Here is a 23,449-nt window from a genome sequence, read left to right on the forward strand (position 1 = left end):
GCTTCACTCCTTCTGTGCGCTAAATTTGACTTTTTCACAATCTCCTATATGGTATAATAAGTTAAGTTAAGTTAGTTTCTTGTGCTAGTTAAGTACTATTTTAGAAATAGTACAATACAAAAAGTTAACAAAAGCTAGTGTTTATAGTATGCGGTTTACGAATCAGGTATAATTATATTTTCTGTGAACTGTGAACTGTGAACAAATCTATAATACGGAGGCAAAATAAGTATGATACTATATCCAGCGATTGATATAAGACAGGGAAAATGCGTACGTTTGGTTCAGGGAAGCTTCTCGGATATGACAGTCTATTCGGACCATCCGGTGCAGATGGCTCAAAAGTGGGAGCAGAATGGAGCGGAATTTATACACCTGGTAGACTTGGATGGTGCGCTTTCAGGAAAATCTATTAACAGTGAAGTCATCACCGAAATTGCAAAAACAGTAAATGTTCCTGTACAACTGGGCGGGGGAATACGTAGTATGGATACTATCCAATTCTATCTGGATAACGGTATAAACAGAGTGATCCTTGGAACATCAGCCGTCAAAAACCCTGCATTGGTAAAAGAAGCGGTAGAGAAGTATGGAAATAGAATTGTGGTAGGTATTGATGCAAAGGACGGTATGGCTGCAGTAGGCGGCTGGGAAGAAGTAAGTGCTGTTACTGCTGTAGAGCTGGCATTAAAAATGCAGGATATGGGAGTGCAAACCATTATCTATACGGATATAGCGAAAGATGGGATGCTTCAAGGGCCTAATGTAGAAGCCATGAAGGAGATGGTTGATCATTTAGTGATTGATGTGATTGCATCGGGCGGAGTCAGTACCCTGGAAGATATCGTAAAGTTAACCGGCACCGGAGTGCAGGGAGCGATTATCGGTAAAGCATTATATACCGGCAACATTGATCTTGTAGATGCTTTACGAGTGGCAAAGGAGTGATGGTATGCTGGCGAAAAGAATTATACCCTGCTTGGATGTACATGCGGGAAGAGTAGTGAAAGGTGTTAATTTTGTAAATCTAAGAGATGCGGGAGATCCTGTAGAGGTTGCTTCCGTGTATGATAAGGCCGGTGCTGACGAGCTGGTATTTTTGGATATCACTGCGTCTTCTGATGCCAGAAGTATCATGCTGGATGTTGTGCGCAGAACAGCGGAGCAGGTATTTATCCCTTTTACTGTTGGGGGAGGTATAAGAACGGTAGATGACTTTAGAGACATTCTTAAAGAAGGTGCTGATAAAATATCCGTGAATTCTGCAGCTTTAAAAAGACCCGAGCTTATATCGGAGGCAGCATGGAAGTTTGGCAGTCAGTGTGTGGTTGTAGCAATTGATGCGAAAAGAAGGGAAAATGGCCAAGGTTGGGAGGTTTATCTTAACGGAGGAAGGGTAAATACATTTAAAGATGCCGAGGAGTGGGCTGTAGAGGCTGAAAAAAGAGGTGCGGGTGAAATATTGCTTACCAGTATGGATTGTGACGGCACTAAGAACGGTTATGATGTAGAGTTAACCCGTGCCATATCTTCAAAGGTAAAAATCCCTGTAATTGCCTCCGGTGGCGCTGGTACGATGGAACACTTCTATGATGCGTTAACAGAGGGACAGGCTGATGCAGTTTTAGCAGCGTCTTTGTTCCACTACAAGGAGATGGAAATAATGGATTTGAAACAATATCTAAAAGATCGGGACATAGCAGTCAGAATGGTATAATACCATAGAAATGGAGGAAATATTTATGAATATTGTTGAGCAGCTTAAATTTGATGATAAAGGACTTATTCCGGCAATTATTCAAGATCATAAAACCGGTAATGTATTGATGATGGCGTATATGAATAAGGAATCTGTGGAAAAAACATTGGAAACAGGAAAAACCGTATTCTGGAGCAGAAGCAGGCAGAAGCTGTGGGTGAAGGGAGAAACTTCGGGGCATTACCAGTATGTGAAGAGTATATCCGTGGATTGTGATGAAGATTGCTTACTTATAAAAGTAGAGCAGGTAGGGGCTGCGTGCCATACAAATGAACCGTCATGTTTTTATAGGGAATACAAGGATGGGAAGCTTGAAAATGCTTCAGCTGATTCGTTTGATAAGGCAAAAGTACTTCAAGAGGTATATGATATTATCGTTGATCGGGTAAAAAATCCAAAAGAAGGTTCCTATACCAACTATTTGTTTGAAAAGGGTCTGGATAAGATGTTGAAAAAGGTCGGAGAGGAAACGGCTGAGGTGATTATCGCAGCTAAAAACAAAGCGGCGGATGAAATACGTTATGAAGTCTCTGATTTACTATACCATTTGTTGGTAGTCCTTGTTGAACGTGGACTCACCCTTGATGAAATTTATAAGGAATTAGAAGGAAGAAAATAGAGGAAAATGTTTTATTGTATTCTATAGCAGGATGTGAAAAAGCACTTGATCGGTCGAAAATCGGACTTGAGGACAGGTTTACCGTCAAGTATGGCCAGGGAGTAAGGGGTAATCATTTCTCCCCACTCCCCACACCTCACTCCCCACTAACCTATAGCAAATTTCCCAAACTTATTCGTTCTTTTTCGGGAAGATGCTTAATAAGTAATTTTAATGAAGCGCTTTCTGCCATGAAATCCGGAGTTTTCCTGTAATGAATATATTGGGAAAGTCTGGCTAGTGTTAACCGGATGGAATCGATTTCTTCATGATCTATCAATGTTGCCATCCATTTTTCTGTTTTATCCCATTCTTCTTGTATATGGTCCAACTGCTTCTCTGCTTGATCCCAATTATCAGTTTTGATAATATCTTCTAATTTATCAATCTCTGTGACTAATTGATTGGATACATTATTTAGGCTGTGTATATACCAGATAGTACTTAATATAATAAGTACTAAAAGAATCATGGAAAATTTAAAAGTTTTCACTTCTATTCCTCCTCAGGTTCGGACTTCATTTGATAAAACAAGTTGCCTTGGGTATCCAAACTGGCAAAAAAAACATTGGATATATCATCAACTCCCAGTTTGGCCAGCTCATTGACAAGCCACTGCCTGTCCAAATTTGTGCTTTTTAAATTATTGTAGTTTACTTTCCCATCTGAAATGAGGGTTAAAGGCAAACCTTCATAATCGGTAGGGATATTCAGTACTTCGGCGGTTGCCGGTTTTTTTTGCGATTTTTGAATCACACTCAATTGCCCGCTGGTTTCCAGTATCGCAAATTCTACATCGGCAATATTGGGGCAATTATTGATACGAAGTTCTTCAAGTAAATCACCCATGTTAAAACGAAGCTTTTCCATTTCAGGTTCGTTAATCTTTCCGTTTTCTATCAAAATACTGGGAGTACCGCTGATAATATCGCGCGCTTTTTCACTTTTGAGTGTTATGTAAGATAACGCGACTTCAGCGATAATCAAAGTAATAATCGGAAGGATACCGTTGACAAGAGGAATGCCGGTAGCCTGCATGGGGATGGCCGCCAATTCGGATATCATAATCGTTACCACCAATTCCGACGGTTGCAGTTCCCCAATTTGACGTTTGCCCATAATTCTTAGTGCTGCGATGACTAATATATATAAGAAAATTGTTCTAAAAAACGCAATCAGCATTACAATAAAACACCCCCTTCTTTAATAGCTTCATCTACTATTGTTTTTCTAAAAATTATAATTATACTTTAAAAAAATTTACAGCAAAAACACATGCAATCGAAACTGAAGGTTTTAATTTGGAAGCTGTTGATATATAATTTAATAAAAGGGAAACAGGCAAAGGAGTGCAAACATTTGGATGCCAATAAATTAAGTTATCTTCTAAGACAAGACGAAGGACCTAAGCTGGATTTTAAAGCGACTTTACACCTAGCTACCGAAAGTGAGAAAAAGGAGCTTGCCAAGGATGTGATTGCACTGGCCAATTCTCCCGGTGGCAGAGGCTATATTATTTATGGGATTGGAGATAAGACAAAAGAAGTACTGGGGATCAGTTCGGATGATTTGATAGAAGAGCAGATCCAACAAGTTATCTATAACAGGTGTAATCCTCCGGTGCCTATACGTGTGGATTTAATGGAATATCAGCAAAAACAAATAGGAGTTCTGACGATTTACAAAAGCAGTCAGAAACCGCATCAAATGCTTCAAAACGGAGCATTTTATATCAGGAGGGGCTCTACCACGGATATTGCCCGCAGAGAAGAGATTGCCAGTATGCTTCAAGAGAATGGTTTGTTTAGCTATGAAAAAGTACTGCTTCCCAATGTTCCGTTGAATCAGCTGGATGAGGAGCTGATAAAAAGTTATATTCCATACGATATGATGTTATTGGAGGGTTTGGGGATTATCGGAAACGATATAGACAGTGGAGAATATCATCCTACCATCGGTGGATTGCTCATTTTCGGCAAGGATCCGTATCTATTTTTGTCCCACGTATATATTAAAGTGCTGTATAATGGAAAAGTGAAATGGTTTACTGGAAATGCGCTAAAGATATTAGATGATATTGAGGCATTTTTTAAGGAAATATGCTGTGATGAATACTATCCGCTGGAAGCTATTAATGAAGCAGTAGCAAATGCCGTGGTACATAGGGATTATTTAGATATTTCCGGAGGCATCATTATTGATGTTTCTTCAAAATATCTAGAAATTATTAATCCGGGTGCTTTGATTTCAGGAAATAGAATTTATAAGATTCATAAAGACAACAACCCGAAACGCAGAAATCCTTGGCTATATCAGCGGTTATTGATGTTTGATAAGAAAAAAAGATTCCTAAAATACGGACTGGGAATCAACCGGATTAGAGAGCACTTTGAGGGACGAGAAGATGTTAAATTTATTAATCTCGGTACAAAAAATCTTTTTAAATTAATATTACCGGGATTTATAGTAAAACAAGATGTTTAGAACTATTGCTAAATGGGTAAATGTAATATAAAATATTGTTAAAATATTATCAGTTGAAAATTTAGGGGGAATATGTATGATGGATAATAAAAAAGTAGAATGGCTTACAAGAACGGCCATGCTCCTTGCTGTAACAATCGTATTTCAAAATCTTAGAGTTGTTGTAGGTGTAGGGCCACATTCGCAATTTATTATAGGTTCACTGGTGAATGCCGCTTTGCTTGTATCGGTAGGAATGTTGAACCTTTATGCGGGATTACTGATCAGTATAGTTGCTCCTGTAGTGGCTTTTTTTCAGGGACAGTTGCCGCTGCCCGTGTTAATACCTATCGTTGCATTGGGAAATGCGGCCATTGTAGCGGTGTATGACTTGCTGAAAAAAAAGAATCAACTGGCTGCTGTGATTGCAGGTGCATTTGCAAAGTTCGTCTTTTTCGTTGTCGCAATTCAAATGTCATTACAATTATTTAATGTCAAAATTCCGGCAAAGATCGTTGCGACCTTCAGTTGGCCGCAGTTAGTTACTGCGCTGATAGGTGGTGCAGTAGCTGTGGTTGTTTTAAAAGCTCTGAAGAGCGCTTTGAAAAGTCAATCATTCGGGCAATAAGAGGGGTATTTAAGTGGGGAGTGAGGAGAGCACAAAGACTCCCTACTCCTCACTCCCCGCTAGATAGATATAAAATATTTATTGACGTAAGGGTAAAATTGTTGTATAATGACTATGCTCTATAATATGGGTGATTAGCTCAGCTGGTTAGAGTACTTGCTTGACATGCAAGGGGTCGTTGGTTCGAGTCCAATATCACCCACCAGCTAAAGGGGTCATGCTTGAGATATTCAAGTATGGCCTTTTTCCTACTTATGGATAAGTGATGCTCGAGGAGGGATTGAGTTGTGCATAGGTTTTTTTGATTCAGGTATCGGAGGTATTACGGTTTTATATGAAGCTTTGAAGATACTTCCTAATGAAAACTATATATATTACGCAGATACTAAAAATGTACCTTATGGCAGTAAGACGAAAGATAAAGTGAGACACTATGTATTTGAAGCGGTAGAATTTATTGCTGAAAGAGGAGTAAAAGCGCTGGTGATTGCATGTAATACAGCTACCAGTGTCACCGTAAAAGAACTCAGAAGCATGTATCGGTTTCCTATCATAGGAATGGAACCGGCTGTAAAACCGGCTGTTAAAAGAAATGAAGACAGCCGGAAAAGAGTCTTGGTACTGGCGACGGAATTGACACTTCAGGAAGAAAAGTTTAAAAATTTAGTGAAAGAAGTGGATAATAATCATATTGTTGATTATCTGCCATTTCCGGAATTGGTAGATTTTGCTGAAAACTTTGAATTTAATAGCGATATGGTTTTATCTTGTGTAAAGAAAAAAATATCTGTGTTTGATATGAATGAGTATGGAACCATCGTTTTAGGATGTACACACTTCCCTTTTTTTAAAAATATTCTAAAGAAAAATATTCCTGAAGGAATAGATGTTATCGATGGAAATGCCGGAACGGTGAACCATCTACGGAAAAGGCTGCAAGATATAGAGAATGTTGGAATGGGTAACGGTCAGATTGAATTCTATCGTTCCGGATGCAAAATTGAATATGAAGCAGATATTGTTAAATATTACAATTTATTTAAAATACTCAAGAATATTGATATGGAGATTAAATTAGCTTAAATTCTCAATATAATTTACGTGGATAATGCGCAAACTGATTATTGATAAGAGTTAATAGGAGGTAAAATCATGGGGTTTTTTGACTTTCTATTTGGGGCTAGAAGAGATATAGAGGAAGTCGTGCAGCAGCAGAACACAGAGATTTTACATCTAGGATCATCAGAGATGGACGCATTTAAAGAGGAGTATTCAACAGAGATTTATGATATTGAGCCAATCAAATCCTATAATTCTTATTCTAATTATGGTGTCCAATTAAAAAGCGACATCTATGCAGTGAGAATTATTTATGATGGTCTGCTTATAAAAAGCGGAGCCCAAGAAGTATATGCAGCTGTGGGATATGGTAACAACTTGAAGTGGGAAGATGTAGATTATTATCCTTTGCATAAAGTGAACCCTCAGGCATTTGAATTAATACTTCCTGTAAAACGGGAAGGTAACATCAATATTGCTTTTAAAGATAATATCGGGAATTGGGATAATAACTCGGGTATGAACTATTGTTTTGAAAATAATTTTTATCCTGCTGCCCATAGTGGTAAAGATCCCACTTCTGAAAAATGGAGCTGACCGAATGAATGATCCTGAATATCTTTTCAGAGTATTATTCATTCTATGAATCGAAAAAAGTGTAAAACGGGAATAGATTTTAGTTCTGTTCTCGTTTTTCTTCTCCCCACTAACCACTCCATACTCCCCAATTTCAGGATTGGAATAACATTTTTCACAAATTCCTTGACATTAGGATAATATAATGGTAAAGTTATATCTGATAAAAATAAAGAAGAAGTCATCCGCTTCTCACCTTACGGTATTTATCGGTAAGGTTAATAACTATAGTCTATTATTATAGAATTTACTAGTGTATATAAGTGGATGGATTTTTTCTATCCGCTTTTTTGTTATAAAATTTTTAGGAGGTGCTCTACTATTAGCAAGGAATTAATGATTAATGAGGAAATAAGGGACAAGGAAATTCGCCTTATTGATTCCGATGGGTCTCAATTGGGGATTATGTCTGCAAAAGAAGCACAGAGGTTAGCGAATTCAAAAAATATGGACTTGGTTAAAATTGCTCCTCAGGCAAATCCGCCTGTATGTAGAGTGATGGATTATGGAAAGTATAAGTTTGAATTGGCTAAGAAAGAAAAAGAAGCTAAAAAGAATCAACATGTTGTAAGTATTAAAGAGGTTCGAATTTCACCTTCTATTGACGAACATGATTTTAATACAAAAGTTAACAATGCAATTAAATTCTTAAAATCCGGAGACAAGGTTAAAGTTACTGTTCGTTTTAGAGGTAGAGAAGTTCATCATTCTTCTTTAGGTGAGACGCTGTTGCAGCGTTTTGCAGACCGTATCAGTGAATTGGGTACCGTAGAAAAAAGACCTAAGCTTGAAGGTAAAAATATGGCGATGTTTATTGCTCCCAAGCAATCATAATGTTATAAATGTCTTACTAACTTAATAATAGTGTATATTTTAAAATAATAGTAGGACTTTAAATAAAATACAAAGTTTATTTTTTCAAATTTGAGAGGAGTGTACGTAGATGCCCAAAATTAAAACCCATAGAGGGGCTGCGAAAAGATTTAGTCTTACCAAATCCGGTAAAGTAAAAAGGTCAAAAGCATACAAAAGCCACATTTTAACAAAAAAATCTACTAAGAGAAAAAGAAATCTGAGAAAAACAGGGTATGCTAGCTCTGCGAATGAAGCAGTAGTTAAGAAGTTGATACCTTATAAATAAGAAGGATTCGGAGGAGGATTTAGTCAATGGCTAGAGTAAAAGGCGCAATGCATACAAGAAAAAGACGTAAGAAGATATTAAAGCTTGCAAAAGGATATAGAGGTGCAAAAAGCAAACTTTTCAGGACTGCCAATCAGGCGGTAATGAAATCTCTTGTTTACGCATATATTGGCAGAAAAAGAAAGAAGAGAGATTTTAGAAAGTTATGGATTTCCAGAATAAATGCTGCTACAAGAATGAATGGGTTGTCTTACAGCAAATTTATGAATGGCTTAAAAAAGGCCGGTGTACAAGTGAATAGAAAGATGCTTGCTGAATTAGCTGTTAATGACCAGCCGGCATTCGCTCAATTGGTAGAAAAAGCAAAAGCGAGCGTATAACAACAGAAGTAATTGCACTAGCAATTACAACACACCGTTTCAACGAGGCGGAGGATATCTTTTGGCCTCGTTATAATATTTTTAATAAGATATGAGCATAAATAAGATAGACCCGGAGACGGGTCTATTTGAATTTTCACAATAGCTATATGTTAGTTTTATGATCATTTTTAGATTAACGCGTTGTGCCAGCTTAGCTATATGGGATATCAACTGACGTAATAGTGTTATCCTTTTAGCTTGTACTAGCTATAGGTGAATTGACACAAACTGTTAACTTAGAATATATTGTGTAAGGAATGACGGAAAAATAACCGCTTGAAAATTGAGAAATTATTATTCTGTCATTCCTAAGCAAAGAGGACGATGAATATGACGACAAAGAGACAACGGGGATTTATAAAGCGAATATTGAACTTTACACCGACACAGCTGATTTCATTAGGATTTGCCGTAATGATTTTTGTAGGGAGTATTTTATTGAATCTTCCAATCGCATCAAAAGGTGGAGAAAATATAGGGTATATTAATGCATTATTTACTGCTACTTCTGCGGTATGCGTGACAGGACTGGTTGTGGCGGATACCTATACGCAATGGACAACCTTTGGACAAATCGTAATCCTTTTTCTTATTCAAATAGGCGGGCTGGGATTTATGACAATGGCTACGCTGTTTTCTTTGGCACTAGGCCGCAGAATCAGCCTTAAAGAAAGAATATTGATCGCAGAATCACTTAATCAATATAGTTTGGAAGGTATGGTCAGGCTTACCAAACAGATTCTATTGGGGACGTTATTGTTTGAAGGTATCGGTGCGATAATATTGTCCATCAAATTTATAGGAGATTTCGGTGTTGCTGATGGTATTTATAAAGGTGTTTTTCACGCCATTTCCGCGTTTTGTAATGCGGGATTTGATTTAATGGGAGAGAGAGTCCAATATAGCAGCTTAACCATGTATACAGAAGATACGATTGTCAATCTGGTGATCATGTCTTTAATTATTATCGGAGGGTTGGGATTTGCAGTATGGGATGATATCTACAAGGTTAAGCATTTTAGAGAGTTAAAATTACATACGAAGCTCGTTTTGCTGGTTACTGCAGTGTTGTTGGCAGCGGGTTTTATAATATTCTTTATACTTGAAATAAATAACCCCAAAACCCTGCAGCCATTGACCGGAAAGGGGAAAATCCTGGCGGCAATGTTTCAGTCGGTTACACCTAGAACAGCCGGATTTAATACTTTATCGCTTCCGGACTTAACAAATGCTTCTAAGTTTATGACTCTTATTTTTATGTTTATCGGAGGGTCACCTGGTTCCACAGCAGGAGGAATCAAAACGGCAACGATAGGGGTACTGTTTTTCGCTGTGCTGTCGGTGATTAAGGGATCGGAAGATATCAATTTGTTTAAGAAAAGGTTAAATGTTGAGATTGTTCTTAGGGCGCTTGCAATTGTAGTGATCGGGTTATGTATAGTTGTTATTACTACGACTATTTTAACCATTTTTGAGCAGGTTACTTTTATTGAAGCTTTTTTTGAATCGGTATCTGCATTTGGAACAGTAGGATTATCTTTAGGGATCACACCTTCATTAAGCATTGTGAGTAAGGTTGCGATTATTATTACTATGTTTTTGGGCAGGGTAGGAGTGCTGACCATGGCGTTAGCGCTTACCATTAAAATGCATAAATCAAATGCGAAATACAAATATCCGGAAGATAAAGTGATGGTTGGATAAGGAGGAACTAGGAATGCGTTCATTTGTTGTGTTGGGAATTGGCAGATTTGGTGAGAGTGTTGCCAAAACGTTGTACGAATCAGGCTATGAAGTTTTGGCGATAGATCACAATGAAGAAATTATTCAGAATATGTCGGAATGGGTTACACATGCTGTAGTGGGGGATGTTACCGATGAGCATGTTCTAAAATCGTTGGGAATCAGAAATTTTGATGTAGCGATTGTTGCAATTGGCGGAAACATGGAATCCAGTATTCTTGTTACCCTTTTACTAAAAGAATTAGGTGTAAAGTATATTCTGGCGAAATCGCAGAATGAACTTCACGCAAAAGTATTAAGCCGAGTTGGTGCGGACAGGGTTATCTTTCCTGAAAGAGATATGGGCATAAGAGTAGCTTATAACTTGGTTTCTACAAATATTTTAGACTATATAGAATTATCACCTGATTACAGTATTGTTGAAATAACCGTGCCGGAAAAATGGGAAGGTAAGACATTAAAAGAACTGGATGTTCGGGCCAAATACGGAATTAATATCATGGCAATCAAAAAAGACTCTGAAATAAACATTGCTCCTAGAGCTGAAGATGCTATAAGGAAGGATGATATTCTTGTGGTGATTGGGTCCAATGAAGATTTGAATAATTTGGACAAAAAATAACAGGGAGAAGGATAATCTGTATGCTTATCGAAATTACCAGCAAAAGCAACAAGATTTATAAACATATCAAATCTTTGGGTATTAGGAGTCACAGAGAGAAAAATAATCAATTTATCATTGAAGGTATCAAAATAATCAAAGACGCTATCCATTCGTCGGCATGTTTTAAAATGGCAGCGGTCAGTGACAGCTTCTCGCAGGATAGGCAAAATGCAGACATGATAGAATGGTTTTTAAGCCGTCATATTGATGTATATAAATTTACCGATCAAATGTTTAAGGATATCTCACATACCGAAACGCCGCAGGGAATATTAGGTGTAGTATCTATAAAACAATACTCGGTTGATCATCTCTCGGGGAATAAAAATGCACCGTTCTATGTTTTTTGTGATGGTGTGCAAGATCCCGGGAATATGGGAACTATTATCCGAACTGCAGATGCGGCAGGAGCAGACGTCGTTATTCTATCTAAGGGATGTGTGGACATCTATAATCCTAAAACCGTACGCTCTACCATGGGGTCTATGTTTCATGTACCTATCATTAAAGCTGAGGATACTGCGCAGATGATGCATCATGTGAAAAAAAAAGGAATACACATTATTTCGGGGCATCTTTCTGCAAGTACCTATCATTTTGATACAAATATGAAAAAGGGTATTATGATTGTTATAGGTAATGAGGGAAATGGAATTTCAGATGAAGTCGTGAAGCTTTCAGATTATTTGGTGAAGATTCCGATTACCGGAAATGCGGAGTCTTTAAATGCGGCTGTAGCGGCTGCGATACTTATGTATGAAGTTGTTCGACAGCGTATAGACTAAATCCTTCCTGTAGGATTTATATATTTGCAGTGAATGTGAATGTATAAAAAATCCTTTACAGGGAGGATTTTTTATAGTAGTGTAGAATATAAGTCAATAATTAATAATGTACAATGTACAGTGAAGGAATGCTACATGGGGACGGTTCGTCTGTGGCATATACTTTTCATGCTACTGAGGAACCGTCCCCATGTGGCATTCCGGTAAGATTACTTCTAGCTTTAAAGTTTTTTATCTATAGTAATATGACTGTTGTAGTGCTGTTTTTGGGGGTGCATCATGGAGGACATCGTATATTGGTTGTGGTTAACCGGTATTAACGGTATTGGCAGTGTTAAAGCTGCAAAACTGTTAAGAATTTTTCAAAAACCGGAAATGGTTTGGCGTGCAGGTAAAAAAGAGCTGGAATCAATACAGGGGATTGGTAAGCAAGATATTGAGAGATTATTAAACAAAGACCTTGACACAGCTAAAAAAGTTCTCTATGATACTCAAAGACTGAATATTAATATCATTAGCATGAATGACTCCGGGTACCCGCGGATGCTGAAAAAGATTTATGATCCCCCATGCGTACTGTATGTCAGAGGACGACTGCCTGGTGAAAATAATATATCTATTGCAATGGTTGGTGCACGAAAAGCTTCCAACTATGGAAGAAATGCAGCTGAAAAAATTGCCTCTTCACTTGCTGAAAGAGGGATATGTATTGTCAGCGGCATGGCAAGAGGGATAGATACATCTTCTCACAGGGGAGCCTTAAAAGCAGGAGGAAAGACTGCGGCTGTTCTTGGGTGTGGTGTTGATGTCGTATATCCAAAGGAAAATGCGGAGCTTATGAATTATATCATAAAAAACGGTGCTGTAATATCTGAATACCCGCCGGCAACCGCTCCTATTCAGAATAATTTTCCTGCCCGTAACCGCATCATTAGCGGTATGACATTAGGAACCATCGTAGTAGAAGCTGGGGAGAGAAGCGGATCACTTATTACTGTAGATTTTGCGCTGGAACAAGGCAGAGATGTTTTTGCAGTACCTGGTAATATAGATACTCATTATAGCATAGGTACAAATAATTTAATAAAGCAAGGTGCGAAAATGGTTACATGTATTGAAGATATATTGGAAGAACTGCAGATTAATAATTATCAATTATGTAATACTAAGGATATAAAACAAATAAATGACCCTGTGTATTTAGACATTACAGATGAAGAAAAAATAGTTTATAGTCATTTATCCAGTACTCCGGTACATATAGATGAATTATGCGGAAGTATAGGATATAGTGTTCAAAAAATCAATTGTATTCTTACATTATTGGAAATGAAAGGGCTAATTCGGCAAATTGCCGGAAAGCATTTTGTAACTGCTGGTTAATTATAGATAGATAAATACTACTTATTATAAGGGAGGAGAAAAATGTCAGGCTATCTTGTTATTGTAGAATCTCCTGCAAAAGCGAAAACGATAAAGAAATATTTAGGAAGAAATTATAAAGTTCTTGCTTCTATGGGGCACTTGCGTGATTTGCCTAAGAGCCAGATGGGAGTAGATATAGAGCATGATTTTGAGCCGAAATACATTACCATACGAGGAAAAGGTGACCTTTTAAGTGAATTAAAAAAGGAAGCGAAAGGCTCGGATAAAGTATATCTTGCTACCGACCCTGACCGCGAAGGAGAAGCGATTTCGTGGCATCTTGCTAAAGCACTTGATATAAAAGAAAATCAGAAGTGCAGGATAGTATTTAATGAAATAACAAAGTCGGCAGTACAAAATGCGATAAAGATACCTCGGGTAATTGATGACAAGCTGGTAAATGCGCAGCAGGCACGTAGAATCTTAGATAGAATAGTGGGATATAAGATTAGCCCTCTCTTGTGGAAAAAGGTTAGAAAGGGATTGAGTGCCGGGAGGGTTCAATCGGTTGCAACGCGTTTAATATGTGACCGCGAGGAAGAAATAAATATTTTTGTTCCTAAGGAGTATTGGAGTATCGCTGCCAAGATGCAGGGTGATAAATCAAGGGAAACTTTTGAAGCAAAATTCTATGGGTCAAAGCAAGGAAAAATTGAACTGAATAACAAAGAAGAAGTAGAGAAGATCTTAGCGCTTATTAAGAAAGCTTCATATATTGTGAGTCAAGTAAAAAAAGGAGAAAGGAAACGAACGCCCGCGCCGCCTTTTATTACCAGCACACTGCAGCAGGAAGCTTCGAGAAAGCTGGGTTTTACGGCCAAAAGAACTATGATGGCAGCACAACAGCTTTATGAGGGGATTGAGATCAAAGGAAAGGGAACTATAGGGTTAATTACCTATATGAGAACCGATTCCACCCGTATTGCCGCCGAAGCACAAAATTCGGCACGGGACTATATCAAAGATAAATATGGACAGGAATATGTACCTCAAAATGCAAGACAATATAAAACTAAGAAAGGTTCTCAAGATGCACATGAAGCGATTCGACCTACAGATGTGCTTTTAGAGCCTTTGGTGATCAAAGAATCCCTTAAACCGGACCAGTATAAGCTTTATAAACTTATTTGGGAACGTTATGTTGCGAGTCAGATGAAATCGGCAGTATATGATACTTTAAGTATCGATATAGAAGCAGATCAATATATCTTTAAGGCAAATGGCTCAAGGATCAAGTTCCAAGGATTCATGATCTTATATGTTGAAGGTAAGGATGATGAGGGAGATGAAGAGGAAGGATTGCTGCCTGAACTTGTTGAGGGGCAGAAGCTGAACCTGAAAAAACTGGATCCAAAACAGCATTTTACACAGCCGCCTCCACGATATACCGAGGCGACATTAATTAAAGCATTAGAGGAAAAAGGGATTGGACGGCCGAGTACTTACGCGCCAACCATTACTACTATTTTAGCGAGAGGCTATATTGAGCGGGAAAAAAGGCAATTAAAACCGACCGAATTAGGTACGATTATTACGGATATTATGAAAGAGCATTTTAAAGATATCGTAGATGTAGAATTTACCGCGAATATGGAACAGCAGTTGGATGAAGTAGAAGAAGGGCAGAAAGAGTGGGTAGAAGTACTCAAACAATTCTATACTCCTTTTGAAGAAACTTTAAAAGAAGCGGAAGAAGAAATCGGTGATATAGAAATTCAGGATGAAGTTACTGAAGAAAAATGTGAAAAATGCGGAAGAAATATGGTCATCAAACACGGCAGGTATGGAAAGTTTTTGGCGTGTCCGGGATTTCCGGAATGTAGAAACGCCAAACCTATTTTAGAAGAAGCCGGCGTGAACTGTCCGGTCTGCGGCGGCAAGGTATATATTAAGAAGACCAGAAAAGGCAGAAAGTATTTTGGATGCGAGCACAATCCCAAATGTGAGTTTATGACTTGGGATGAGCCTATAAAAGAATCTTGCCCGCAATGTGACGGATTGCTAGTAAAAAAAGTATCTAAAAAGAAGCAGGTTATTCACTGTACTAATAAAAATTGTGAATATGAAAGGAGTATGGATAAATGACGGTCACCATAATTGGTGGGGGTTTGGCAGGATGTGAAGCAGCATGGCAGTTGGCTAAAAGAGGGATTTCGGTAAAGCTCTACGAAATGAAGCCTGAAAAATACTCTGATGCCCATCATTCTCCGGATCTTGCTGAATTGGTTTGCAGCAACTCTTTGCGCTCAGATCAATTGGAGAATGCGGTTGGCTTGCTGAAGCAGGAAATGAGAATTATGGGTTCGTTGATTATGGCGTGTGCTGACGCTACCAGAGTTCCTGCAGGAGGAGCGTTAGCAGTAGATAGAAATAAATTTTCACGGATGGTAACAGAAAAAGTCACATCCAATGAACGAATTGAAGTGATCCATGAAGAGATAAAAGAGATTCCTCAAGATGAATATGTAATTATTGCTTCAGGGCCTTTGACCTCGGAAACACTTTCACAAACCATCAATGCTTTTGTGGGAGATGATTATCTATACTTCTATGATGCGGCAGCACCTATTGTTACCTATGAATCCATAGATAAAGACAAAGTATATAAAGCCTCCCGTTATGGAAAAGGTGATGATGATTATATTAACTGTCCTATGAATCAGCAAGAATATGAACGTTTTTGGAATGAACTGGTGAATGGGGAAATAGCAGAATTAAAATGTTTTGAAAAAGAAATTGTTTTTGAAGGCTGCATGCCGGTAGAGACAATGGCCAAAAGAGGAAAGCAAACGTTATTGTTTGGACCTTTAAAACCGGTAGGTTTAGTTGATCCTAAAACCGGACAGGAGCCGTATGCGGTTATACAGCTGAGACAGGATAATAATGAAGCGACGTTATATAATATTGTAGGCTTTCAGACCCATTTGAAATGGGGGGAACAGAAAAGGGTATTTCAAATGATCCCGGGATTGGAAAATGCGGAATTTATGAGATATGGGGTGATGCACAGGAATACGTTTATCAACTCGCCTAGGCTATTAAATGCAGCATATCAAACCAATAAGAACAAAAAAGTGTTTTTTGCCGGTCAAATCACCGGTGTAGAGGGATATATAGAGTCAGCTTCATCCGGCTTGGTGGCCGGAATCAATATGGCTAGATTGCTATATGGGAAGGAAATGCTTATTTTTCCGAAAGAAACGGCCCATGGCGGATTAAGCCATTATATATCGGATTCAAGTATCAGCAGCTTTCAACCAATGAATATTAATTTTGGATTAATTGCGTCTTTGAATGAAAGAATAAGAAATAAGAAGGAAAAGAATACGAAGATTGCGCAAAGAGCAATAAGCATTATTGAAGCTATAGCGAATGATGAGAATAATGAATAATCATAAATAGGAGTAAATATTGCGAACATCCATCTTGAGGATGTTCTTTTTTTGTTGATCAAAATGATTATAATAGTACTGTAGTCCTAAAAGGTATAAGAAATAAAGACTATTATTATTAACATGAATTTTCTTTACAACGACAAAAAATTTATGTATCATGTAATTAATGGAATTTATACCATAACTTTATGGGGGAAATGTGTGTTTTTATGCAGGAAAATAAAAGTTTTTGTCGAATATATAAATTTGGGTAAGTTTATGTTATTATATTCTATGCATTATATTTTTATAAGTAGCTTATTAATGATTATAAATAAAATATTTGTTATTGAGGGTGTTATTATGAGTATTAAATTATTCAATAGTACTGCAGTTCTAGAAAAAGCCTTGGATGCTTCATGGCTTAGAAATGAGGCGATAGCAGATAATTTGTCGAATGTTGACACTCCAGGGTATAAGCGGCAAAAGGTGGATTTTGAAAACTTTTTAGCTGAGGCGATTGAAAATAGAAGCTTTCAAGGATATAAAACCCATGAAAAACATATTGCTATCGGTAGACAGCCTATTCAGGATGTCAAAATAAAAATGCAGCAGGATTCTGGTGTGAATGAGATGCGGATGGACGGAAATAACGTGGATATAGATGCTGAGATGGCACTACTATCCAAAAATAATATCTATTATAACGCTGCTATTCAACAGCTATCAAAACAATTCAACGGTATGAAATCTGCTATGAGAAGTGGAGGTTGATGATAATGTCTTTTCTTAGAGGTTTAGATATAAGTTCCAGTGGCTTAACAGCACAAAGACTGAGAATGGATTTGATTTCTCAAAATATCGCGAATGCCGATACAACCAGAACAGAGAATGGTACACCTTATCGAAAAAAGCTTGCAGTATTTGAGCAGAGAGAAGGAACTGCGTCTTTTTCGCAATATCTGTCCGAAAGCAGTAAAGCGCGGACCGGTTTAGGCGGGGTTAGGGTAAGCCGTATTATTGAGGATACCGCACCGTTTAAAAGAGTACATAACCCGGGTCATCCTGATGCGGATGAGAATGGATATGTTTTGATGCCTAATGTAGATGTGATGACCGAAATGGTAAATATGATTTCTACTACCCGCTCTTATGAAGCAAATGTAGCTGCGATTAATTCAACAAAAAGTATGGCATTGAAAGCACTGGAGATAGGGAAATGATGAATAGTTCACGGTTTACGGTTCACAGTTGACAGATGCACTAGATCAGGAGTATGGTTCTATTGCAAGAGAACATTAATAATAGAGATGCAATGCAAAACCGTAGATTTAGAATGCTGTTAAATAACACTAAATACATTACAGTCAGGCGTAGAAGAAAAAATGTGACATGGGGACGGTTTTAATGTCACAACGATTTTGGGTGACAGGAGAACCGTCTCCATAGCGTAAAGAGTATAACATCATGAATTTAGTGATATTAGGAGGTTTTTATGAAAATAAACGGCATTAATAGTATTCAACCTATTACAATTGATACAACCATATCAGATACGCCGTCCAAGAAGGACACAAGCTTTTCGGAGTTCTTAGAAAATGCTATCAACCAAGTAAATGGTCTTCAACAGAATGCTATTAAATCAAATCAGCTATTAGCTGCGGGGAAAGCTGAAAATCTTCACCAAGTGATGATAGATTCGGAGAAAGCGGAAGTTGCACTGCAGTTTACCATACAGGTTCGTAATAAAATTATGGATGCATATAATGAAATTATGCGTATGCCATTATAATTTTAATTATTTTGCAATCATTATATAAATACCGGATATGATTATAGAAAATTGAGGTGCAGATATGCCGGAGTTCATAACTAAAATCCCGCAGCAGTTTAGGGATTTTTGGGGCAATTTAGATAAAAGCAATAGGAACAAGCTGATTATTACTACGGTAGTAGCATTTTTGAGTGTAATTATAGCTGTTTTCATGGTTAGCAGACCACAGTATCAACCTTTGTTTTCACATATTGACCCTAAAGATACAAGCGAGATCAGTAAGCAGTTGGAAAAATTGAATATAGGTTATAGATTGGAAGATGACGGCACTACCATATTGGTTAAGAAGCAAGACATTAATAAAGCCAAAGTATCGTTAGCAGAGGTAGGTTATCCTAGAAAAGGGATGACTTACGAAGATTTAAATAGCACCAGCTTAGGCACAACCGATGCGGAAAGAAGAAAAAGATACCAGCTTTTTAAGGAAAGTGAGCTGGAAAGAGCGTTATCTGAAATGGATAATATCAAGAATGCGATAGTAAAGCTGACTATTCCTGAGCAAACTGCATTCTTCAATGCAAAAACGGACCCATCTAAAGCCAGTATTATCATTGACGCCTATGACGAACTTAACAGCAAACAAATCAACGGTATCCAAAGATTTATTGCAGGCAGTGTGGAGAATCTTGAGGTTAAGGATGTTACGGTACTGGATAACAACGGAAATATACTGAATGAAGACTATGATGACGGTATTACAGGAAGTGCCGACAGACAGTATGCATTAAGGCAGATGGTAACAAAAAATGTAGAACAACAGGTGGCGCAACTTCTATCGGGACTTGCAGATAATGTTAGGGTAATGGCCAGTTTGGAACTGGATTTCGATACATTGACTACCAATAAAGAAATCTTTGAGCCGGTAATAGATGGTAAAGGGATTATCAGGAGCAGTGAAGAAAAAAAAGAAAGTGTTGTTAATGGTGTGGCCGGTGCTGTACCTGGCGCAGAAGCCAATCCGCCCCAGTATCCCAATGCGGTGGCCGGAGAAAACGGAGAGTACAAGCTTAGTGAGGAAACCGTCAATTATGAGATCAATAGAACGGTAACACAGTCTTCTAAAGAAATTGGAAAAATGAATAAAGAGAATTCATCTATTGCGGTAGCCATGTTTACGAGGAATGGTCAGACTTCCCCGGCAGGTGACAATACCAATGTAGCATCGGCACAAGTAGATGTAAATAAGGTAAAGGAAATTATTGCATCAGCTACAGGGATCCCGGTTGAGAAGGTAACGGTAGAAGTGCTTGATATGCCGTCTGTCACAGAAGAAAAACCTGCTTTGGATATCGCTGAGGCAGTGAATACTTTTGGACCGATTGTACTAGTGTTGATCATTATAGGATTATTGGTTCTAATGATTTTCAGAATGAGAGCTGAAAAAGAACCGGAGCCTGAACTTCAAACAGCAGCTGCAAGATTTAATGTTGCTGTAGGCGATGAGGAAATGCTGCCCGACATTGATATGGAAGAGAAATCGGAAGTGAAAAAGCAGTTGGACAAGTTTGTAAAGGAAAAGCCCGATGCGGTTGCTCAATTGCTCCGCAACTGGTTGGCAGAAGATTGGGACTAACATTAACTGCAATTAATAGTGAATAATGAATAATTATATAAATAGCACAAGTATCTTACGGTCAGGAACAGAAGAAATGAGACATGGGGAAGGTTTTTCCGTCCCCATGCTTTGCGACTGACCAATCAAGCACTTTTTTAAGTGTGATATATATAGAAATGAATAATTAAATGCCTTAATATAGATAGGGGTGAAACCGGATGGCCCGCGGTGTCAAAACAGAACTTACCGGGAGAGAAAAGGCGGCAATGCTTCTCATTTCGCTTGGACCGGAGAAGTCAGCTCAAATATTTAAACATTTAAAAGAAGAAGAGATTGAACAGCTTACGCTGGAAATTGCGAATATCAGAACTGTTAGTCCGATGGATAAGGAAAAAGTATTGGAAGAGTTTTATCAGATTTGTCTTGCACAGGAATATATTGCTGAAGGCGGTATCAATTATGCTAAAGACATACTCGAAAAGGCGTTGGGCTCACAGAAAGCACTTGAAGTGATTAATAGATTAACCGTATCACTGCAAGTAAGGCCATTTGATTTTGTTAGAAAAACTGATCCAGGTCAGCTTTTAAATTTTATTCAAGGAGAGCATCCTCAGACAATTGCATTAATCCTTGCATATCTCAGGCCGAATCAAGCATCAGCAGTACTTTCCGCGTTACCGCAGGATAAACAGGCTGATGTTGCAAGAAGGATTGCTACAATGGACCGGACCTCGCCTGAAATTATAAAAGAAGTTGAAAAAATTCTAGAGAAGAAGCTTTCTTCACTTGTTACGGAGGATTATACTACTGCAGGTGGAATTCAATCCATTGTAGACATATTAAATTCAGTGGATAGAGGAACAGAAAAACATATTATTGAAACCCTTGAAATTGAAGATACCGATTTAGCAGAAGAAATCAAAAAGAGAATGTTTGTATTTGATGATATTGTTACACTTGATAGCAGATCTATCCAAAGATTCCTTAGAGAAGTGGACAACAATCAGCTTGCTATGGCGCTTAAAGGATCCAATGAGGAAGTGCAAAATATTATCTTCTCCAATATGTCCAAGCGTTTGGTAGAAATGATCAGAGAAGATATGGAATTTATGGGCCCTGTAAGATTACGTGATGTTGAGGAAGCGCAGCAGAACATTGTGAATGTCATTAGAAAGCTTGAAGATGCCGGTGAAATTGTAATTTCCAGAGGCGGAGGGGATGAAATCATTGTCTAATGTTGTTAAAGCTTTTCAGATAAATGTTGGAGTACCTTTTAGAATTGTACAGTCTGTTGAAGCTGATGAAACAAACGAGAAGGAACAGCCTCAGCTTGCGGAAGAGCTTGATGCGCATGAAGAAAAAATTCGTATTATAGAAGATGCGCACCGTGAGGCTGAAGAAATAGTGGATAATGCCCGTAAAATGTCTAAAAAGCTATTAGAGGATGCCAGGAAACAGGCGGAAGAAATGAGATTGCTCGCATTGGATGAAGCGAGAGAGCAAGGATACAATGATGGATATCAAGAGATAACTTCTAAAGCAGAAGATCTGCTCCAAGAATCTGAAAAAATTAAACAACAAGCGCAGGAGCAATATATTGCACTCTTGGAGTCTGCTGAGAAAGATATGGTAGATATTATTTTCAATATTGCCAAAAAGGTAATAGGTGACGCTTTAGACACTAAACCGGACACCATTCATTCTTTGACAAAAAAAGCTTTACTCAGATGTAAAGGCTATGAAACAGTTGTGCTGAGAATATCTCCGGAAGACTATGAGACTGTAGTTGAACACAAGGAAAATATCATTAAATTGAGTGGGTTCTCAGGAGAGCTTCAAATTAAGAAAGATTTATCACTTCACAAAGGTGGCTGTATTGTAGAGACACCGGCGGGAAGCATTGATTCAAGTGTAGAAACGCAGCTAAATGCAATAGAGCAAGCATTTTACAGTATGTTGAATCAATAGAAAGTGTGAATATATGGTTACCATTAATTTAGATAAATACCGCGATATATTGAATGACCGCTGCTTCGTCAGTTATAAAGGCAAAGTTTCACAGGTTGTAGGGCTTACCATTGAGTCGGTTGGTCCGGCTGTGAGTGTTGGTGAGTTATGCTATATTAAACCTGGTGCCGGACAAGAAACAATGATGGCAGAGGTGGTGGGATTTAAAAATGATCGGGTCCTTCTGATGCCGCTTGGTGATGCGGTAGGAATAGGTCCAGGGAGTACCGTGGAAGCGGCCGGACACATTTTGAGTGTTGCTGTTGGAGAAAGGTTAGTAGGCAGGGTGCTGGATGGTTTAGGAAACCCTATCGATGGAAAAGGGCCGTTGGAATATGAAGGAGTTTATCCTGTTAACAATACACCACCTGCTCCATTGACCAGAGAAAGAATATCACAAGCTTTATCTTTAGGCGTCAAGGTGATTGATGGGCTGCTTACAATTGGTAAAGGTCAAAGGATTGGGATCTTTGCGGGAAGCGGTGTGGGAAAAAGTACTTTAATGGGTATGCTTGCAAGAAACTCCCATGCCGATGTGAATGTTATCGCATTGATTGGAGAACGTGGCAGAGAGGTCAGGGAGTTTATTGAAAAAGATCTTCAGGTGGAAGGGCTTGAGCGCTCGGTAATTATTGTCGCGACTTCGGACCAGCCGGCTTTGGTCAGGTTGAAAGGTGCATTGCTTGCGACTGCGATATCTGAATATTTTAGGGATCAAGGGAAAGATGTATTATTGCTTATGGATTCTCTGACTCGTTTTGCTATGGCGCAAAGAGAGATAGGTTTAGCTATAGGCGAGCCGCCTGTGTCCAGAGGATATACACCATCGGTTTTCGCTTTAATGCCAAAGCTGCTGGAACGTGCCGGTTGTGCGGAAGCCGGGTCTATCACCGCATTATATACAGTTTTGGTAGACGGGGATGATATGAGTGAACCGGTTACGGATACTGCGAGAGGGATTTTGGATGGACATATTGTACTGTCCAGAAGTCTAGCGAATAAAAACCACTATCCTGCGATAGATGTGCTGGCAAGTATCAGCAGGGTCATGGGAGATATTGTTTCGGATGAGCATAAGCAATTAGCCAACAAGGTAAAGAGAGTCATGGCGATATATAAAGAGGCAGAAGATTTGATCAATATCGGAGCCTATGTCAAGGGAAGTAATGCTGATATTGACTATGCGATAGATACCATTGGCTCCGTTTATGCATTCCTAACTCAGGATGTGCATGAAAATTTTAGTTTTGACGACATAATGGAGCAAATGAAGAGTATTTTTGAGTGATAGGAGTA

The 23,449-nt window shown here is 38.4% G+C and carries 25 protein-coding genes, 1 tRNA gene and 1 other annotated feature; of the genes, 24 read left to right on the forward strand and 2 right to left on the reverse strand.

What is annotated here, in order from left to right:
• The first annotated feature begins 231 nt into the window (after positions 1-231).
• The 3 genes from hisA to hisIE are packed head-to-tail and all read left to right on the forward strand — an operon-like array spanning position 232 to position 2,378.
• The gene (gene hisA / locus QKW49_RS24475) at positions 232-948 is read left to right on the forward strand and encodes a 1-(5-phosphoribosyl)-5-[(5-phosphoribosylamino)methylideneamino]imidazole-4-carboxamide isomerase (RefSeq protein WP_282865249.1); all 717 of its coding nucleotides are present in this window, start codon (positions 232-234) and stop codon (positions 946-948) included.
• A 4-nt stretch (positions 949-952) separates the two neighbouring features.
• Complete coding sequence (gene hisF / locus QKW49_RS24480; RefSeq protein ID WP_282865250.1) at positions 953-1,717, forward strand: imidazole glycerol phosphate synthase subunit HisF; 765 nt, start codon at positions 953-955, stop codon at positions 1,715-1,717.
• A gap of 25 nt (positions 1,718-1,742) precedes the next feature.
• Entirely contained in the window at positions 1,743-2,378 is a 636-nt protein-coding gene (gene hisIE, locus QKW49_RS24485) for a bifunctional phosphoribosyl-AMP cyclohydrolase/phosphoribosyl-ATP diphosphatase HisIE (protein ID WP_282865251.1), read from the forward strand.
• A gap of 151 nt (positions 2,379-2,529) precedes the next feature.
• Here hisIE and QKW49_RS24490 read toward each other — a convergent pair whose 3' ends face one another.
• The gene (locus QKW49_RS24490; protein ID WP_282865252.1) at positions 2,530-2,910 is read right to left on the reverse strand and encodes a DUF4363 family protein; all 381 of its coding nucleotides are present in this window, start codon (positions 2,908-2,910) and stop codon (positions 2,530-2,532) included.
• Positions 2,911-2,912: 2 nt separating this feature from the next.
• On the reverse strand, positions 2,913-3,599 hold the full coding sequence (locus QKW49_RS24495; protein WP_282865253.1) for a DUF421 domain-containing protein: 687 nt from the start codon (positions 3,597-3,599) through the stop codon (positions 2,913-2,915).
• Positions 3,600-3,776: 177 nt separating this feature from the next.
• On the opposite strand from QKW49_RS24495, the gene QKW49_RS24500 reads away from it, so the two are divergent.
• The 21 genes from QKW49_RS24500 (at position 3,777) to fliI (ending at position 23,441) form a co-directional block, all read left to right on the forward strand.
• Positions 3,777-4,901 carry an RNA-binding domain-containing protein gene (locus QKW49_RS24500; RefSeq protein WP_282865254.1) on the forward strand — a complete coding sequence of 375 codons (1,125 nt, stop codon included), beginning with the start codon at positions 3,777-3,779 and terminating at the stop codon, positions 4,899-4,901.
• Positions 4,902-4,977: 76 nt separating this feature from the next.
• Positions 4,978-5,508 carry an ECF transporter S component gene (locus tag QKW49_RS24505; RefSeq protein ID WP_282865255.1) on the forward strand — a complete coding sequence of 177 codons (531 nt, stop codon included), beginning with the start codon at positions 4,978-4,980 and terminating at the stop codon, positions 5,506-5,508.
• A gap of 128 nt (positions 5,509-5,636) precedes the next feature.
• Positions 5,637-5,713 (forward strand) — tRNA-Val (locus tag QKW49_RS24510).
• Between the two features lie 80 nt (positions 5,714-5,793).
• Positions 5,794-6,591, forward strand: a complete 798-nt coding sequence (murI, locus tag QKW49_RS24515) for a glutamate racemase (protein WP_282865256.1) — start codon at positions 5,794-5,796, stop codon at positions 6,589-6,591.
• A gap of 69 nt (positions 6,592-6,660) precedes the next feature.
• Positions 6,661-7,164 carry a carbohydrate-binding protein gene (locus QKW49_RS24520; protein ID WP_282865257.1) on the forward strand — a complete coding sequence of 168 codons (504 nt, stop codon included), beginning with the start codon at positions 6,661-6,663 and terminating at the stop codon, positions 7,162-7,164.
• 205 nt (positions 7,165-7,369) lie between these two features.
• Positions 7,370-7,503, forward strand: a sequence feature (ribosomal protein L20 leader region).
• Positions 7,504-7,539: 36 nt separating this feature from the next.
• The gene (gene infC, locus QKW49_RS24525) at positions 7,540-8,037 is read left to right on the forward strand and encodes a translation initiation factor IF-3 (RefSeq protein ID WP_282865258.1); all 498 of its coding nucleotides are present in this window, start codon (positions 7,540-7,542) and stop codon (positions 8,035-8,037) included.
• A gap of 109 nt (positions 8,038-8,146) precedes the next feature.
• Positions 8,147-8,344, forward strand: a complete 198-nt coding sequence (rpmI, locus tag QKW49_RS24530; RefSeq protein ID WP_282865259.1) for a 50S ribosomal protein L35 — start codon at positions 8,147-8,149, stop codon at positions 8,342-8,344.
• A 26-nt stretch (positions 8,345-8,370) separates the two neighbouring features.
• Positions 8,371-8,724 carry a 50S ribosomal protein L20 gene (gene rplT, locus QKW49_RS24535; RefSeq protein ID WP_282865260.1) on the forward strand — a complete coding sequence of 118 codons (354 nt, stop codon included), beginning with the start codon at positions 8,371-8,373 and terminating at the stop codon, positions 8,722-8,724.
• Positions 8,725-9,096: 372 nt separating this feature from the next.
• Positions 9,097-10,470 carry a TrkH family potassium uptake protein gene (locus QKW49_RS24540; protein ID WP_282865261.1) on the forward strand — a complete coding sequence of 458 codons (1,374 nt, stop codon included), beginning with the start codon at positions 9,097-9,099 and terminating at the stop codon, positions 10,468-10,470.
• A gap of 13 nt (positions 10,471-10,483) precedes the next feature.
• The gene (locus QKW49_RS24545; protein WP_282865262.1) at positions 10,484-11,131 is read left to right on the forward strand and encodes a TrkA family potassium uptake protein; all 648 of its coding nucleotides are present in this window, start codon (positions 10,484-10,486) and stop codon (positions 11,129-11,131) included.
• A gap of 20 nt (positions 11,132-11,151) precedes the next feature.
• A complete protein-coding gene (locus QKW49_RS24550; protein WP_282865263.1) occupies positions 11,152-11,958 on the forward strand; it encodes an RNA methyltransferase in 807 nt (268 codons plus the stop codon).
• A 279-nt stretch (positions 11,959-12,237) separates the two neighbouring features.
• The gene (dprA, locus tag QKW49_RS24555; protein WP_282865264.1) at positions 12,238-13,341 is read left to right on the forward strand and encodes a DNA-processing protein DprA; all 1,104 of its coding nucleotides are present in this window, start codon (positions 12,238-12,240) and stop codon (positions 13,339-13,341) included.
• A gap of 42 nt (positions 13,342-13,383) precedes the next feature.
• Positions 13,384-15,468, forward strand: a complete 2,085-nt coding sequence (gene topA / locus QKW49_RS24560; protein ID WP_282865265.1) for a type I DNA topoisomerase — start codon at positions 13,384-13,386, stop codon at positions 15,466-15,468.
• Positions 15,465-16,775, forward strand: a complete 1,311-nt coding sequence (trmFO, locus tag QKW49_RS24565) for a methylenetetrahydrofolate--tRNA-(uracil(54)-C(5))-methyltransferase (FADH(2)-oxidizing) TrmFO (protein ID WP_282865266.1) — start codon at positions 15,465-15,467, stop codon at positions 16,773-16,775. The genes topA and trmFO overlap by 4 nt, the downstream gene beginning before the upstream one ends.
• A gap of 345 nt (positions 16,776-17,120) precedes the next feature.
• A complete protein-coding gene (gene flgB, locus QKW49_RS24570) occupies positions 17,121-17,531 on the forward strand; it encodes a flagellar basal body rod protein FlgB (protein WP_282865267.1) in 411 nt (136 codons plus the stop codon).
• 5 nt (positions 17,532-17,536) lie between these two features.
• On the forward strand, positions 17,537-17,980 hold the full coding sequence (flgC, locus tag QKW49_RS24575; RefSeq protein WP_282865268.1) for a flagellar basal body rod protein FlgC: 444 nt from the start codon (positions 17,537-17,539) through the stop codon (positions 17,978-17,980).
• A gap of 272 nt (positions 17,981-18,252) precedes the next feature.
• Positions 18,253-18,549: a flagellar hook-basal body complex protein FliE gene (gene fliE, locus QKW49_RS24580; protein ID WP_282865269.1), complete on the forward strand. Its 297-nt coding sequence runs from the start codon at positions 18,253-18,255 to the stop codon at positions 18,547-18,549.
• A gap of 64 nt (positions 18,550-18,613) precedes the next feature.
• Positions 18,614-20,164 carry a flagellar basal-body MS-ring/collar protein FliF gene (fliF, locus tag QKW49_RS24585; RefSeq protein WP_282865270.1) on the forward strand — a complete coding sequence of 517 codons (1,551 nt, stop codon included), beginning with the start codon at positions 18,614-18,616 and terminating at the stop codon, positions 20,162-20,164.
• A 200-nt stretch (positions 20,165-20,364) separates the two neighbouring features.
• Positions 20,365-21,381 carry a flagellar motor switch protein FliG gene (gene fliG, locus QKW49_RS24590; protein ID WP_282865274.1) on the forward strand — a complete coding sequence of 339 codons (1,017 nt, stop codon included), beginning with the start codon at positions 20,365-20,367 and terminating at the stop codon, positions 21,379-21,381.
• Positions 21,374-22,114 carry a FliH/SctL family protein gene (locus QKW49_RS24595; protein ID WP_282865275.1) on the forward strand — a complete coding sequence of 247 codons (741 nt, stop codon included), beginning with the start codon at positions 21,374-21,376 and terminating at the stop codon, positions 22,112-22,114. Before fliG ends, QKW49_RS24595 begins: the two co-directional genes overlap by 8 nt.
• Positions 22,115-22,127: 13 nt before the next feature.
• The gene (fliI, locus tag QKW49_RS24600) at positions 22,128-23,441 is read left to right on the forward strand and encodes a flagellar protein export ATPase FliI (RefSeq protein ID WP_282865276.1); all 1,314 of its coding nucleotides are present in this window, start codon (positions 22,128-22,130) and stop codon (positions 23,439-23,441) included.
• Positions 23,442-23,449: the final 8 nt, after the last annotated feature.

It is taken from the genome of Petroclostridium sp. X23, assembly GCF_030013905.1.
Taxonomy (GTDB): domain Bacteria; phylum Bacillota; class Clostridia; order SK-Y3; family SK-Y3; genus X23.